This window comes from Thioalkalivibrio sp. ALJ21, assembly GCF_000378605.1.
In the GTDB taxonomy this organism is placed as follows: domain Bacteria; phylum Pseudomonadota; class Gammaproteobacteria; order Ectothiorhodospirales; family Ectothiorhodospiraceae; genus Thioalkalivibrio.
In genome coordinates this window covers 937,335-951,119 of record NZ_KB905156.1, presented here as the reverse complement: position 1 = coordinate 951,119, position 13,785 = coordinate 937,335, and the positions used below count along the sequence as shown (strand labels likewise).

Below are 13,785 nucleotides of genomic sequence, written 5' to 3'. Positions count from 1 at the left end.
TTGGGCCAGGAGATCGCCGACGAGCACTTCGACGCAAGGGACTACGAGCGTTTTCGCGCCGCCCTGGGCCGCGAGACGGCGCTGCTGCACGAATGGCTGGAACTGCAGTCGGATGGCCCCGAAGTCCCGCCACGGCTCGGGTTCGAGATCGAGGCCTGGCTTTGCGACGCGGCCGGCCGCCCCCTGCCGGTCAACCAGGGGGTCCTCGAATCCATGGACAGTCCACTGGCCACGCTGGAACTCGCCCAGTTCAACCTCGAGCTCAACTCGTCGGTCTTCCAGATAGGCCCCGGGTGCTTTGCCGCGATCCTCTCGGAGCTGAACGAGACCCTGCGCCAGGCGCGCCGCGCCGCACGCCACCACCAGGCCGAACTCCTGATGGCCGGCACCCTCCCGACCCTCCAGCCGGCGGACCTCGGCCTGCACCACATGTCCCCCCAGGCGCGTTATCGCGCGCTGAATACGGCAGTGCTGGAACAGCGTGCGCAACGGCCGCTCCAGCTCGACATCGTTGGACGCGAGCATCTGCAGCACGCCCACCGCGACGTGATGCTGGAGGCCCTGGCCACCTCGTTCCAGGTCCACACGGAAACGCGTCCCGCGATCGCCCACCGCGCCTACAACGCCAGCCTGGTGGCCAGCGCCCCGGTACTGGCCGCGGCCGGCAATACCCCGTTCGTGTTCGGTCATGACCTGTGGTGCGAGAGCCGTATCCCGGTGTTTGAGCAGTCGGTCGAGGTGGGTGGCTTTGCCGACAGCGCGCGCGGCCCGATCCGCCGCGTGACCTTTGGCACGGGCTATCTGCATCGCTCGATCGGCGAACTCTTTACCGAGAATCTGGAGCACTTTCCGGTCCTGTTGCCGGCCAGGCTCGATGCCCCGCCGCGGGAGCTGCGTCACCTGGCCCTGCATAACGGGACAATCTGGCGCTGGAACCGGCCCATCGTGGGCGTCGACGAACATGGCCGACGCAACCTGCGACTGGAGTTCCGCTGTCTTCCGGCCGGGCCAACACTGATCGACATGCTGGCGAACACGGCGTTCGCGATGGGGCTGACGGAGCACCTGATTCACGAATCGCCCGACGGCACACTGGGCACACCCTTCTCGGAGGCACGCGACAACTTCTACAATGCCGCGCGCTACGGACTGGACGCCCGGCTGCGCTGGGGACACGCGGAGCCGGAGCCGGCCCCCCGGCTGATCCGGCGGCACCTGCTACCCCGGGCCGCCGCTGGCCTTGAGCGCCTGGGCGTGGACCCCGCCGAGTCCAACAGCCTGCTCGGAATCATCGCGGCGCGCACCGCCACGCGGCAGACCGGGGCCCAGTGGCAGCGCGACTGGGTCGAACGTCACGGCCGTGACTGGTCCGGTCTCGTACGCGCCTATCGCGGCTGGCAGAACACCGGTTCGCCGGTCCACACCTGGGGACTCTGACTCAACCCATGACCCAAGACCTGCCCGAACTCCACGAACTGCCCGAGGGCTTTCTCGACGCCACCCCGCAGAACCTGCACGAGTGCGTACCGGAGCCCACACTGATCCACCTGGAGGGGCAACGCAGCCCGGCCGTCGCGGTCGTCCTGCTGCTGCACGGCAACGAGCCCGTGGGCCTGCAGGCCGTCCAGCAGCTACTGCGGTACTACACCGGGAAGCCCCTGCCGCGGGCACTGACACTGATCATCGGCAACCCGCGGGCCGCGGCCGTCAGCCAGCGCCATCTCGACGAGCAGCCAGACTTCAACCGCATCTGGCCCGGCACCGAGCAGGCGGGATCGCCGGAGGCCGAGCGCTTCGCCGAGGTCTGTCGCCGCCTGGAACAGCGCGGGTTGTTCGCCGCGGTCGATCTGCACAACAACACCGGGCGCAACCCGCATTACGCCTGCATCAACCGCCTGGACCCGGCCTTCATGAACCTGGCGGCGCTGTTCGGGCGTACGGTGGTCTATTTCACGCGCCCGCGCGGCGTTGCCTCGATGGCCCTGGCACGGATCGCCCCCTCGGTGACACTGGAATGCGGCCCGCCGAATGACGAGTCGGGCATCCAGCACGCCGTCGAGATGCTGAATGCGGTACTGCACCTGGATCACTTTCCGGAGCATCCACCGCGTGCCGAGGATATCGAGATTTTCCACACCGTGGCCCAGGTGCGGGTGCGACCCGGGCTGCAGGCCGGACTGGACGCCCAGCACGATGTCCGCCTCGAACCCGACCTGGATCGCCTGAACTTCCAGTTGCTCCCGGCCCGTTCAACGCTGGTACGGATCCGTCCGGAGGTGGACAGCCCGCTGGTCGCGATCGCCGAGGACGGCAGCGAGGTGACGGCTGAATACCTGGAAACCCGCGGCGACGAGATCCGGCTCAAGCGCGCGGCGATGCCGTCGATGCTGACGCTGGACTCACGGGTGATTGCGCAGGACTGCCTGTGCTACCTGATGGAGCCGCTGGCCCTACCCTGAGGCAAGGAATCGGCCCCTGACGCCTCAGGGGCAGACCCCGCTTTTCCTACTTCTTGCTGCTGGTCCGGCGCTTGGTCGCGGTGGTACCGGTCTTGCCATCGTTGAGGCTGATGATCTGCGTCTTGCTGGTGCGGTGGCGGTAGATCTCGCGCAGGTAGCGAATCGCCTGCTTGACGTTCTCGCGACTCAGCCGGATGTCGTTGATCGAGACGAAGCTCTGCTCGTCGCTGCACATCTCGCGATATTTCTTCTCGTACATCGGCTTGATCGCATACCAGTTGGTATCGAGGATGCGCGTCGGGTTCTCGAACTCGTTGAGCATCTCGTCCACGCGCTGCTCGTCGAATTCCTCGGCCCGAATCAGGTCCAGGACCGCATGGTCGAGTGTGTCGTCGAAGCGGGTCTTGTCATTGGCGAAGCAGCGCTTGATGTAGGCCACGAACAGGGTCAGGAAGTCGTCCGACAGGCAGGGGCTCTTCACCACCAGGGTAGTCAGCGACAGGTTGGCCGAGGCCCCGATGACCAGGGCATAGCGCTTGAGCGTGGTGTTCGGGAACAGCCCGTTCAGGTGCGTCTTCAGCCGGTTCAGGTCCATGTAGGACAGCTTGTAGTCCTTCGGCAGCGACAGGATCGTGACGATGGACGAGCAGTTCTTGAAGAAGTGCAGGTCGCGCAGATGGACCGCGTCCATGCTCGACTCCTTGTACTTCTTCAAGGCCTCGCGGTAGCGCGGGGCATCGATCGGCAGCAGGCTAATGCCCTCGATCGCCTCGGTCTGCTTGTTGAAATGCGGCAGATCGATGGACCGGTAAAACAGGTCATCGATATCCAGCGAACCCTGCCCGACCGGGGCCTGCTCACCGGTCGCCACCTCGGACTCCGCGTAGGCCACGGCCACCGGCCCCGCCAGGCTCATGAACAGGTCATTCGCATCCAGGCGGATCGTCTCGCCGATGTCGACCCCCGCGCGGCGGAAATAATCTTCGTCGTAGTCAGTGGTGACCGCCTGCGCGGTCAGGATGTTGAAGATCTGCTGAGAGATGTACTGGTTGGCGTACTTCTCCATGGCGTTGACGTCGACATTGCGGATATTGCCGTCGTCGGTCTCCTCCGCGTAGCGCATGATGTCGTTGGAGATCAGCATCATCGCGTTCCAGGGACGTATGCGGTGCATCATGTCCTCGTCGCGCGTCTCCTCGGCCTCGAAGTTGTAGGAGAAGTCCCATTCCTCCGCGAGATACTTGCACAGCAGGCGCCCGGCATTGATGTGCAGCGCCTCGGACATCTCCACCCTGTTGTCCTGGATGTTCGGCAGGATGCAGATTCCGGCGGCAAAGATCGGCTCGAACACGAACGAGTGGTCGCGGTTGGCCTTGTCGCGCTTTTCCAGCTTCGGGTCGAAGGTCTTGCGCATGTAGGAGTACTGCTGCGCCAGCCCGAATTCCGAGGCCATGCCGGAGCCCGTACCCCCGCCCGCGCTGAAGATGTAGAAGTACAGCCGCGACTGGTTGGCCTTGATGCCGCAGGAGTCGATCAGATAGGAGTGGATGAACTTCCAGTCTTCGTTGGAGAACTGGTCGGTGTCCTTGTTCAGGATGATGCGCGCAAGGTACTGGCCCAGGATGGGCGCGTTACCGGCCCCGCCGGCATGCACCTCGGACAGATCCATGATCTTCATCTTGTTGTAGTTGTCGATGAAGTTGTCCTGCCCGGCACGACTGGAGAAGCGGATGCGCCCCTCGATGTCCTTGTCGAGGTCGCCCAGCATCACCATCGGCTCGATCAAAAACACCGGCTTCACGGCATTGGACGGCGGCAGGTTCAGGCTCTTGCGAATCCAGCGCAGCGGCCGCATCTCCTTCTCGCGGCCACCATTTTCCTCGTTATCCAGCTCGCGCATGTATTCCGAACGCGCGCTGTGGACCAGCGCGGCTACATCGAGAGCCACGTTGGAGCCGCAGCGCCCGACGCCGATCAGGCACACCGACGGGAAGCACTGCTGCTTGTGTTCATCGGCGGCGCCCCCCTTGGTCAGCCGCGGGAAGACCGTGCTGCGCAGGTGATCGAGATTCTCGAGGATCCGGTCGAGGTCGCGCTCGGTAAAGTAGTGCGGCTCTGCGCGATCCTGGGTGGTGCGCATCGACGCGCGACTGGCACCCGCGGCCGGCATGGCCATGCGCGGCCGTGATGGGGGTGCCGCCACGACCCCTTCAGTCAGGGCGTTGTCCGCATCCTCGGGCGGGTTCTCCGGCGTCGTATCGCTGGGCTTGGACGTGGACATGCCTGTACTCCTGTGTGAATCGCCAAAAATGAGCGCTGGTTCCTTGCGCCTCGCACTAAAGCATGGCGAGGGCGGGGTTTCAACCAGACAGGAGCCACGGGCCGACCGACCACGTATGTCAGGGGATCAGGCGATTGGGAAGCGTTCGAAGTATCGGCAGGCCGTCAGACTAAAGACGGGCGATGCGGGGACGCATCGTCTGAAAAAATCAGCCGTCGCGCTCGACGCGCTCGAGCACCTGGGAGACGTGGTCACCCTTGCGGTAATTCGGCAGATCACGCTGCATGTCGGCCAAGGCCTTTTCGCGCGCCTGCTCGCTGTCATACCAGCGGTAGGACTCCCAATCGGGACCCAGCAGGTGCGGCATACCCATGGTGCTGCCTTCCGGCAGGCGGATGCGGATTCCGTAACGTTTCATGGAGTTCGTCCGATATTGGTCGCAATGAGCCGGGCCGGCCGGGGCGCAGTCTAGCCGAGCCCTGGAAGGCCAGCAACAAACCGACGCAGCCCCCCCCCAGAACAAGAAAGGGGCTGCCGAAGAAGCAGCCCCTTTCGGGAAGACGGTGGTGGCTACGCCCTGATTCGAACAGGGGACCCCATCATTATGAGTGATGTGCTCTAACCAGCTGAGCTACGTAGCCACGCGGGCTGCGAATTCTCCGGAGCCGCCCGCTCAAAGTCAAGTAGATGCGCGAAGCGGGTCAGATCTGCAGGCGCTCGACCACCCGTCCGTTCTGCAGGTGCTCCTCGAGGATCTCGTCGATATCGCGCTCGTCGTGATAGGTGTACCAGACACCCTCGGGATACACGACCGCGATCGGGCCCTCGTTGCAGCGGTCCAGGCAGCCGGCGGTATTGACCCGCACCTGCCCCTTGCCGTGGATCCCCATCGCCTTGGCGCGATCCTTCGCGTAGGCGCGCATCTCGGTCGCCCCGTGGTCCTCGCAGCAGTTGCCGTCTTCGCGGCAGTTGGTGCAGAAGAAGATGTGGCGTTCGTAGTAGCCCATCGTGTGCTCCGTCATTCAATCAACGCATCATAGCGCGGGATGCGAAAAGTCCGGTTACTGGAAGCGATAGACCAGACTCACGTCGGTAATGGTGTCGGTATTCTCGGTGCCCGGCTCGACATCGGTGTTGTGCTTGACCGTGAAACTGGTGCGCAGTGCCAGCCGGCTGGTCATGTCCGCGGTGAGCGAGAGGATGTTTTCAATCTCGGTGTTGTCCGAACCATAAAGGATCAGCAGTTCGTCGGTCAGGCGCGCATTCTCGGAGAAGTCCCAGCGAAAATTGCCGCCAAAGCGGGCCACCGGCTCGCGTTCGGTGCTGCCCTCCATGCGCTGCTTGTACTGCCGCATACCGCCACCCACTTCGGCGTCCAGCTTGACGGTCTCGCGATCCACCAGCCGGCGACCGTAACCGCCGGTCAGCGAACTCTGGTACACATAACTGCTGAACCGGTCACGCTCGTAGCGTGCGGCACCGAACAGGTAATCGTGTTCGCCCAGCTTGCGGTCCAGCTGGTAACTGCCGACATAGCGCTGCCCGGTCGTGTCGTCGTCTTCCTCGTGGTAGTACCCGTCCAGACGCAGCCGATTGCGCCATTCTTCCGCCGTGTGCTGCGAGCGGAAGCGGGCATTGGCCGTAGTCGACTCGGTGTTCCCTGTGGTCTTGGAGGCCCCGAGCTCGATACTGGTCTCCCAGCCTTCTGCATCCCAGGCGATGGCGGGCAGGGCTGGTATGCTCACCAGCATGAACAGGGCAAGCGAGGAACGAACAGGGTGGGCAAAACGCAGCATGAAACCTCTCCCGGGACAGAGTAATGGGGACGAAACCCTAGCAAAGCCCCTCGGTGCGTCGGACCAACCGCCCCGGTTTCAGGGTCTTTCCGCGGCTGACCAGTGCGTCCACTGCGGGCTGTGCCTGCCGCACTGCCCCACCTATGCCTGGCACCGAGTCGAAGGGGACTCTCCGCGCGGGCGCCTGACCCTGATGCAGGGGCTGGCCCAGGGCCGACTGGAGCCGCAGGCGCCCCGCCTACGCGAACACCTGGAGGGTTGTCTCGGTTGCCGCAGCTGCGAGGCCGTCTGCCCGGCACGCGTACCGTTCGGCGCATTGATGGATCGCGCACGCGAGATCCTGGAGGAAAACCCGCAGGAGGACCGCCCCGCCACCGCCCGTTGGCGCCAGTCCCTGCAGGCCTCGGCTCTGCGCCACGAGTCACTGCGCGCCCTCGGTGGCATGGCCGCCCGCATCGCCCAGAAGACCGGGGTGCAGCGCTGGCTGCGCCCCGGACAGCGGTTGTGGCGCACCCTGGACCATACCCGTGCCTCGCTCGCCCCGGCGCCGCGACTGGCGGACACCGTGGCCCCGGAACACGCGGATGCCCTGCTGTTTACCGGTTGCATGGATCGTTTCTTTACCGGACCGGACCTGGAGGCCGCGCTCGCCGTACTGAATGCGCTGGGGTTCCGGGTCGCGGTACCGCGCGACCAGGTTTGCTGCGGGGCACTGGAACAGCATGGTGGGCGGCCACAGGCCGCGCGCGCCCTGCAACAGCGAAACGCAGAGGCCCTGGCCGGCGAGATGCCCGTGATCGCGCTGGACAGCGGTTGCGAGGCCACGCTGCGCGAAACCCCCGAGGGCAGCCTGGGGGGACGCAGCGTGAGCCTGACCCGGTTCCTGAGCGAATACATCAAGGCTGACGCCGCGCCTCCGACCTGGCGCGACAGCCCGGTACGCATCGCACTGCACCTGCCCTGCACCCTGCGCAACGTGACGCGCGAGACCCACGACCTGACCGCACTGCTGCAGCGGCTGCCAGGCGTCACCCTGGCGGACGTGTCCGGCGCCCCGAACTGCTGCGGTGCGGGTGGCGCCGCGATGCTCGCGCTGCCGGAGATGTCCGACGGGCTGGGCGCGGCTACGCTGGATGCGCTGACTGCCGATGCCCCGGATGTGATCGTGAGCGCAAATGTCGGCTGCAGCGTCCACCTGCGCGCCCTGGCCGAAGATCACAGGGGCCCGCCCATCCTCTCGCCAGCCCGCTTTCTGGCCAGCCGGCTCGGCTCCGGCCCCTCCCGGACCTGACGGCCGCAATCGCTTGCGTTACGCTTTAGTTATTCCCTGCGAAACGGGCACCCCCATGCGCAAACTCAGCCCCCTGGATCACCTGATCGGTCAGGCCGACGCCTTCGTCAAGGTCGTGGCCGGCCACGCCCGTTCCACCGGCCGCCCGTCGCCCGGGGGTGATGACTGGCCACACCTGGAAGAGGAAGACCGCCAGCTGTCGACGCGCCTGATGCGGGTCAACCATGCCGGCGAACTCGCCGCCCAGGGGCTGTACCAGGGGCAGATGCTGACCGCGCGCAATCCACAGATCCGCGAACACCTGGACCAAGCCTCGCGCGAGGAAGGCGACCACCTGCACTGGTGCGCGCAGCGCGTGCACGAACTGGGCGGCCACACCAGCCTGCTGGGGCCGTTCTGGTACATCGGTTCGTTTGGGCTCGGCGCCGTGGCGGGACTGGCAGGGGATGCCTGGAGTCTGGGCTTTATCGACGAGACCGAGCGTCAGGTCGAACGCCACCTGGACCGCCACCTGGAGCGCTTGCCGAAGAGCGACGAGACCTCCGCCCGTATCCTCGAGCAGATGAAGCAGGACGAGGTGGAACACGGGGCGCATGCGATGGCGCTGGGCGGCAAGCCCCCACCCTGGCCGGTACGCAATGTGCTGATGCCGCTCACCTCGACCGTGATGACACGCACCGCCTACTGGATCTGAGACCTGCTCCGGAGCGCTGGACCCGCCAGCGCTATTCGTCGGCCGGGATGTCGCAGCGGTTGGGCAGATCGAAGTGCTCAATGCCCTCGAGGATACCGCGCGCATAGGTCGCATCGGCAAAGAAGATGCGCTGGAAACCGCGCAACCCTTCCAGCTCCGGCTGGTGATTCCCGACCACGACCCCGAGCAGCCGCCCGCGCAGCATGTCCTCGTCATTGCCGGAGTCCCCGGCGACCAGCACATGTTCGAGCGGGATGCCCCACTTGTCGGACAAGTAGCGCACCGCGAGCCCCTTGGAGGCGCGCACCGGGAGCAGATCCAGATAACGCTTGTGCGAGTAGATCACACGCGCATGCAGGTCTTCGCGGTACAGGCGGGTCTCGATGCTCTCGGCATCCAACTCCCCCGGAGGATCGACGAAGAAGCTCACCTTGAACGCCCGCTGGTCCTCCTCGGGCTGCAGCTCCAGCCCGGGCACCTTCAGCAGACACTCGCGCAGGCGATCGGGCTCCCAGCGATGACTGATATGCCGCGCCCAGCCGCGATCCTCGGTGCGCTCCGTCCCGTAATGGATCTCGCTGCCCACCGAGGTGATCCAGACGTCCGGCGCGGGCACCCCGTGCTCTTCCAGCACGGCCGCGGCGGAATCCACCCGCCGGCCCGTGGCCACGCCGAACACCACCTGCTTGCGGTGGCGCTTGAGCCAGGCGACAAAGGCCCGCGTGGCCTTGTCGTTGCCCAGCAGGGTGTTGTCGATGTCCGTAATCACGGCACGATCAGCCTTGGCCAGCCGGCCGGAGGTCGAGCGCTGTTCGCGCCGTGTCTGGCGCACCTCCTTGCTGAGCGCCTTGACGAGCTTCACGTATTTCTCGGCATGCCCGTCCCAGGAGTAGTGCTGGCGCACGCCCTTCAGGCCTGCGCGCGAATAGCGCTGCCAGCGCGGGCGGTCCGCGAGGATGCCCTGGATCGCATCGGCAATCCCTTCCGGGTCCAGCGGGTCGACCAGCAACCCATTGTGGCAGCGCGAGATGATCTCTTCGGGGCCCCCGTCGTTGGTGGCGACGATCGGGGCCCCGCTGGCAGCAGCCTCGATCAGGGTCAGGCCAAACGGCTCGGTCAGCGCCGGATTGACGAACACCCCCTTGCTGGACGCGACCAGGCGGTAGAGGTCGGGCACGTCCTCGGGGCTGTGGTGCTTCGGGTAGGCCACGCGGCCGTAGAGGTCGTGGCGGTCGATGCGCAGCAGCAGGTCCTTTAGTACGTCGCGCGCCCCCTTGTCGAGGTCGCGGATGTCGTCGCGATTACCGGCCACGATCACCAGATTGGCGTTCTCGCGCAGCCACTCGTTGCCGGCGTAGGCCTCGACCAGGGCGCGGATATTCTTGCGCTCGTCGGCCCGGGAGAGCGCCATGATCAGCGGGCGATCGGGCTTTTGCAGGAACCGCCGGATCTCGGGCCAGATCGGTGGCTTGCGCTGGCCGCGTTTGGGCGGATAGAAGCGTTCGAGGTCGGTCCCGGGCGGGATCACCTCCATGCGCTCGGGCTGGTAGTTGTCGTAGGTCGCGTACTGCTCCCCGATCTCCTGGCGGGTGCTGGCGATCACCCGATGGGAATGGGCCAGGGCCTCTTCCTCGGCGTGGATGCGGGTGGCGATATCGTAGCGCGACTCGATGTCGGCATCGGACATCCCGCCCTCGCGCAGGCGCTCGCGCTTGACCCGTCCCAGGGAATGCCCGGTCTGGAGCATCGGCGCGCCCAGCAGGTTGGACAGGCGCACCGCCACATGCCCGGCATCGGCGTAGTGCCCGTGAATCACGTCCGGGCGCAGCCCGACCTCGCGGATATGCCCGAGGGCGTTGTCGGCGAAGCAGTCAAGATAGGGCCAGAGCTTTTCCTTGCGCAGGTAGCGTTTGGGCCCGCAATCCAGACGCACAATAAAGGCGCCGTCGCCCAGCGACTCCTCGCGTTCGGAGTAATCGTCCGCGACCCGGCCGTCGACAATGCGCCGTGTGAGCAGATCGACCCGGCCCACCTGCGGGTGTCGCGCCAGCGCGCGCGCCAGCTCGACCACATAGAGTGTTTGTCCGCCGGTGTCGGCGTCGCGTCCCAGTTCCAGATCCCGGCCCCGGATCAGGCCGTGGACACTGACCAGGACAAGGTACAGGCCCTCGCCGTCACGGGCCTTGCTCTGGGTCTTTTTCATCGACGCACATGCCTCATGGCAATTCGGGTTCGGGGCTGTCGAACAGGCTCATGGTATCGGGATTGTCGAGCAGGGCCTGCGACACCAGCACGGCGGTAGCCGACCAGGTCTGCTGGTAGTTTGCGCGCCGACCGATCAACCGACCGTGACGGCCGTCGTAGTACTCCGGCCAGTCATCGCGGTGCAGCCGCTCCGCCGCCACCGCATGCACGCTGCGCGCGAGATCCGGGCGCCCGACCCGCAGCGCGGCACCGGTAAACGCCCACAGCAACGCCGGCCAGTTGCCGCCATTGTGATAGGACCACGGAGTGTTCTTGGGGTCGGAGCCGGTCAGCAGGCGCCATTCCTCGCCGCTCATCGCCGGGTAGCAGATCTTCACCGGCATGGTCCCGATCAAGTCCTCGAAGCGCTGCTCGAAGGTCTGCATGATCGAGCGCGACTGGCGCTCGTCGGCCAGGCCAAACAGGACCGCCAGCAGATTGCCGAAGCTGAAGAAGCGAAAATCCATGCGTCCCGGCCCCAGGTTGCCGACCAGATACCCACTCTCCGACGGCAGCCAGTCCACCAGCCAGTCGGGGATGCTCTCGGGATAGATGTTCAGCGCATTCTCCGACTCGTGGCCGAAGTGCTCGGTGCGGTAGCGGTGGATATCGTTCAGGCGTTCCAGGTCCAGCCAGTAGTAATGGCGGATGTAATCGGACAGTTGCCGGGTACGGATCGCGGACTGCTCGCAGAGCTGTTCGGAGTCGGTATCGCAGGGTTCCAGCATCGCCAGCGAGGCCTTCAGCATGCCGTAGAACAGCGCCTGAATTTCCAGCGGGTGGCCGAACACGCCCATGCGCCGGTCGATCATAAAGCTGCCGTCCGGCACCAGCAGGGTCGGGAAGACCTCGAAACGGTCCTGCAAACAGATACTGAGGATCAGCCGGATGCCGCGCTGCACATCCTGGCTCTTGATGAAGTCGTGATCTCCGGTGCGGTTCTGATAGGCGCGCAGCAGCAGCACCCACCACATCATCGAGTCCACCGGGGCTACGCGACCGATCGCGCGGTCACCGAAATCCGCGGCCAGGGCCTCGCGACCGTTTTCGTCGGTGAACACGCGAAAGCTCGCCGGCATCACGCGCGGCAGGCGGCGGTGACCTTCGATCTCTTCCTGGGTATCGCGAATCTGCAGGATCAGCGAAAGGAAGTCGCGCACCACCTCGGGCTCGTCGTTCAGCAGATAGACGAGCCCGGAGGGCACGAAATCGCGGATAAAGCAGTCGGCGTAGTTATCCGCGGGCGCGCGGGCATCCAGGCTGGCGACGGTTCCCACCGCGCGGCCTTGATAACGCACCTCGGCATCACGAAGAAGCTGGAAGGCGGACTCCAGCGTCGGGTTTCGGGCATCAGGCGGAAGCTGGTTCATACCCCTGAGTCTAAGGGAGACACGGGTCGGATGTGCACCGCCCCAGAGAAACCACGGTTCAGACCTCCGGGTGCACGGGCATGGGCGGCTCGGCGGCCGGACGGGCGAACAGGTATCCCTGGCAGTAGTCGACCCGGTCCCTGAGCCAGCGCCACTCCTCCACCGTTTCGACCCCCTCGGCGACGGTCTGGATCTCGAGTTCGCGCGCCAGTTCGATGATCTTGCCGAGAATCTTCTGCTGATAGATATCGCGGTCGATGCCACTGACCAGCTGGCGGTCGATCTTCACGTAGTCCGGGCGCAGCTGCGAAAGCATGTTCAGCGAGGCGTAGCCCGCGCCGAGATCGTCCAGCGCCACCTGGAAACCGGCCCGGCGGTAACGATCGACGATGCGTGAGAGGTGATCGACATCGGTCACGTAGTCGCTCTCGATCACCTCGAACACGAAACCGCTCGGCCCATCCCCGTCCGGACGCGACAGGATTTCGCGCACCGTCGTCTCCAGACAGAACGCCGGGTCGTAGATCGCCGTGGGGTTAAAGTTGATGAACAGCCTGCTCCCGATCCCGCGTTCGGTAGCACGGCGGATCGCATTGATCCGCGCCGAACGATCGAGATGAAACAGCAACTCGGCCGCCCGCGCCGTCTGGAACAATTCATTCGGCGGGATCACGTCGCCAGCGGGCGTGCGTGCACGCACCAGCGCCTCGTAGGCGAACACCTCTTCGGGTTCGGCGGCGTGCACGATTGGCTGAAAATGAAAATCCAGCGTGTCGTTTGCGAGGATCGCTGCCAGATCGCGGGCGTTGTGGCGGGCGATCAGCGTAGACAGCAGGTGGGTGTCCTGCAGATGGGCAAGGTTGAAGGTCTCGTCGCCCGGGACGAAGGTCGCCCGACAACCGGACTGTTCCGAACCGCTCAAGGCCTGCTCCAGACGCACCAGGGTGTCCCCCAGCCCCCCGTTATTGTCGACCGGCATTGCAAGGATGCCGGAGACGGGCTCGCTGCAGGGCAGTTGCTCTTCCACCATGCGGCTGCGCAAGGCGGCGCGGGTATGCGCCAGGACCGGCGCGAGATAGAGGGTGCCGGATTCCGCCGGCAGGAGATCGATTCGTTCGCAATCCGGGCAACTCACGACCACCTCCAGCGGTCCATCGTGTCCAGGTCGAGAATACCCGGGCGGTGCTACGATCCCGGTCATTCTCGGTTTCTACGCACCATAGCACCACCCGGAGGCTGCAATGAATAACCCAGATCATCCCGACGACGACCTGCGCGCACGCCTGACACCCGAGCAGTACCGGATCGCCCGCGAAGGCGGGACCGAACGGCCGTTCACCGGGGCCTATCACGACCACAAGGCGGATGGCGTCTATCACTGCGTGGCCTGCGGTGCCGCGCTGTTCGACTCCACCACCAAGTTCGATTCCGGTTCCGGATGGCCCAGCTACACGGCCCCCGCCGCGCCCGACGCCGTGAGCGAGTACCACGACCGTTCGCTGGGCATGGAGCGCACCGAGGTCCGCTGCGCGAGCTGCGATTCGCACCTGGGACACGTCTTCCCCGACGGTCCACCCCCGACCGGGCTGCGCTACTGCATCAACTCCGCCGTGCTCGATTTTCGCCCACGCGACTGAGCACGCTGCCGTC

At 65.5% G+C, this 13,785-nt stretch carries 12 protein-coding genes and 1 tRNA gene; 5 read left to right on the top strand and 8 right to left on the bottom strand.

The genetic code is table 11. The features are described 5' to 3' along the window. Window positions 1-1,437 carry a glutamate--cysteine ligase GCS2 gene (locus tag F579_RS0110585; protein ID WP_019023251.1) on the top strand — a complete coding sequence of 479 codons (1,437 nt, stop codon included), beginning with the start codon at window positions 1-3 and terminating at the stop codon, window positions 1,435-1,437. A gap of 8 nt (window positions 1,438-1,445) precedes the next feature. Next, entirely contained in the window at window positions 1,446-2,459 is a 1,014-nt protein-coding gene (locus F579_RS0110580) for a M14 family metallopeptidase (RefSeq protein WP_019023252.1), read from the top strand. Window positions 2,460-2,505: 46 nt separating this feature from the next. On the opposite strand, the gene F579_RS0110575 is transcribed toward F579_RS0110580, so the two are convergent. From F579_RS0110575 to F579_RS0110555, 5 genes are all read right to left on the bottom strand, one after another. Further along, window positions 2,506-4,740, bottom strand: a complete 2,235-nt coding sequence (locus F579_RS0110575) for a hypothetical protein (protein WP_019023253.1) — start codon at window positions 4,738-4,740, stop codon at window positions 2,506-2,508. A 208-nt stretch (window positions 4,741-4,948) separates the two neighbouring features. Beyond that, window positions 4,949-5,158 carry a hypothetical protein gene (locus F579_RS0110570; RefSeq protein WP_017925179.1) on the bottom strand — a complete coding sequence of 70 codons (210 nt, stop codon included), beginning with the start codon at window positions 5,156-5,158 and terminating at the stop codon, window positions 4,949-4,951. A 146-nt stretch (window positions 5,159-5,304) separates the two neighbouring features. Then, a tRNA-Met gene (locus F579_RS0110565) sits at window positions 5,305-5,381 on the bottom strand. Between the two features lie 60 nt (window positions 5,382-5,441). Beyond that, on the bottom strand, window positions 5,442-5,747 hold the full coding sequence (locus tag F579_RS0110560; RefSeq protein ID WP_019023254.1) for a ferredoxin: 306 nt from the start codon (window positions 5,745-5,747) through the stop codon (window positions 5,442-5,444). Window positions 5,748-5,801: 54 nt separating this feature from the next. Then, a complete protein-coding gene (locus F579_RS0110555; RefSeq protein WP_019023255.1) occupies window positions 5,802-6,536 on the bottom strand; it encodes a YdiY family protein in 735 nt (244 codons plus the stop codon). On the opposite strand from F579_RS0110555, the gene F579_RS0110550 reads away from it, so the two are divergent. Both F579_RS0110550 and coq7 read left to right on the top strand, forming a co-directional pair. Continuing rightward, entirely contained in the window at window positions 6,535-7,827 is a 1,293-nt protein-coding gene (locus tag F579_RS0110550; RefSeq protein ID WP_081616922.1) for a (Fe-S)-binding protein, read from the top strand. The two genes, F579_RS0110555 and F579_RS0110550, sit on opposite strands and share 2 nt — an antisense overlap. 55 nt (window positions 7,828-7,882) lie before the next feature. Next, on the top strand, window positions 7,883-8,521 hold the full coding sequence (gene coq7, locus F579_RS0110545; RefSeq protein WP_018138905.1) for a 2-polyprenyl-3-methyl-6-methoxy-1,4-benzoquinone monooxygenase: 639 nt from the start codon (window positions 7,883-7,885) through the stop codon (window positions 8,519-8,521). 31 nt (window positions 8,522-8,552) lie between these two features. Here the strand turns inward: coq7 and F579_RS0110540 are convergent, their stop codons facing one another. Genes F579_RS0110540 through F579_RS0110530 form a run of 3 tightly spaced genes read right to left on the bottom strand, consistent with a single transcriptional unit; the run spans window position 8,553 to window position 13,270 of the window. Continuing rightward, entirely contained in the window at window positions 8,553-10,724 is a 2,172-nt protein-coding gene (locus F579_RS0110540; RefSeq protein WP_019023257.1) for an HAD-IIB family hydrolase, read from the bottom strand. A 13-nt stretch (window positions 10,725-10,737) separates the two neighbouring features. Then, window positions 10,738-12,135 carry a glycoside hydrolase 100 family protein gene (locus F579_RS0110535; protein ID WP_019023258.1) on the bottom strand — a complete coding sequence of 466 codons (1,398 nt, stop codon included), beginning with the start codon at window positions 12,133-12,135 and terminating at the stop codon, window positions 10,738-10,740. A gap of 58 nt (window positions 12,136-12,193) precedes the next feature. Then, window positions 12,194-13,270, bottom strand: a complete 1,077-nt coding sequence (locus F579_RS0110530) for an EAL domain-containing protein (protein ID WP_019023259.1) — start codon at window positions 13,268-13,270, stop codon at window positions 12,194-12,196. 106 nt (window positions 13,271-13,376) lie between these two features. On the opposite strand from F579_RS0110530, the gene msrB reads away from it, so the two are divergent. Next, window positions 13,377-13,772, top strand: a complete 396-nt coding sequence (gene msrB, locus F579_RS0110525; RefSeq protein ID WP_019023260.1) for a peptide-methionine (R)-S-oxide reductase MsrB — start codon at window positions 13,377-13,379, stop codon at window positions 13,770-13,772. Window positions 13,773-13,785 lie beyond the last annotated feature (13 nt).

Excerpts from the sequence above, each read along its gene's own strand:
- F579_RS0110580 (WP_019023252.1), top strand. The coding sequence starts at position 1,446 with ATGACCCAAGACCTGCCCGAACTCCACGAACTGCCCGAGGGCTTTCTC.
- F579_RS0110575 (WP_019023253.1), bottom strand. The coding sequence starts at position 4,740 with ATGTCCACGTCCAAGCCCAGCGATACGACGCCGGAGAACCCGCCCGAG.
- F579_RS0110570 (WP_017925179.1), bottom strand. The coding sequence starts at position 5,158 with ATGAAACGTTACGGAATCCGCATCCGCCTGCCGGAAGGCAGCACCATG.
- F579_RS0110560 (WP_019023254.1), bottom strand. The coding sequence starts at position 5,747 with ATGGGCTACTACGAACGCCACATCTTCTTCTGCACCAACTGCCGCGAA.
- F579_RS0110550 (WP_081616922.1), top strand. The coding sequence starts at position 6,535 with ATGAAACCTCTCCCGGGACAGAGTAATGGGGACGAAACCCTAGCAAAG.
- F579_RS0110555 (WP_019023255.1), bottom strand. The coding sequence starts at position 6,536 with ATGCTGCGTTTTGCCCACCCTGTTCGTTCCTCGCTTGCCCTGTTCATG.
- coq7 (WP_018138905.1), top strand. The coding sequence starts at position 7,883 with ATGCGCAAACTCAGCCCCCTGGATCACCTGATCGGTCAGGCCGACGCC.
- F579_RS0110540 (WP_019023257.1), bottom strand. The coding sequence starts at position 10,724 with ATGAAAAAGACCCAGAGCAAGGCCCGTGACGGCGAGGGCCTGTACCTT.
- F579_RS0110535 (WP_019023258.1), bottom strand. The coding sequence starts at position 12,135 with ATGAACCAGCTTCCGCCTGATGCCCGAAACCCGACGCTGGAGTCCGCC.
- msrB (WP_019023260.1), top strand. The coding sequence starts at position 13,377 with ATGAATAACCCAGATCATCCCGACGACGACCTGCGCGCACGCCTGACA.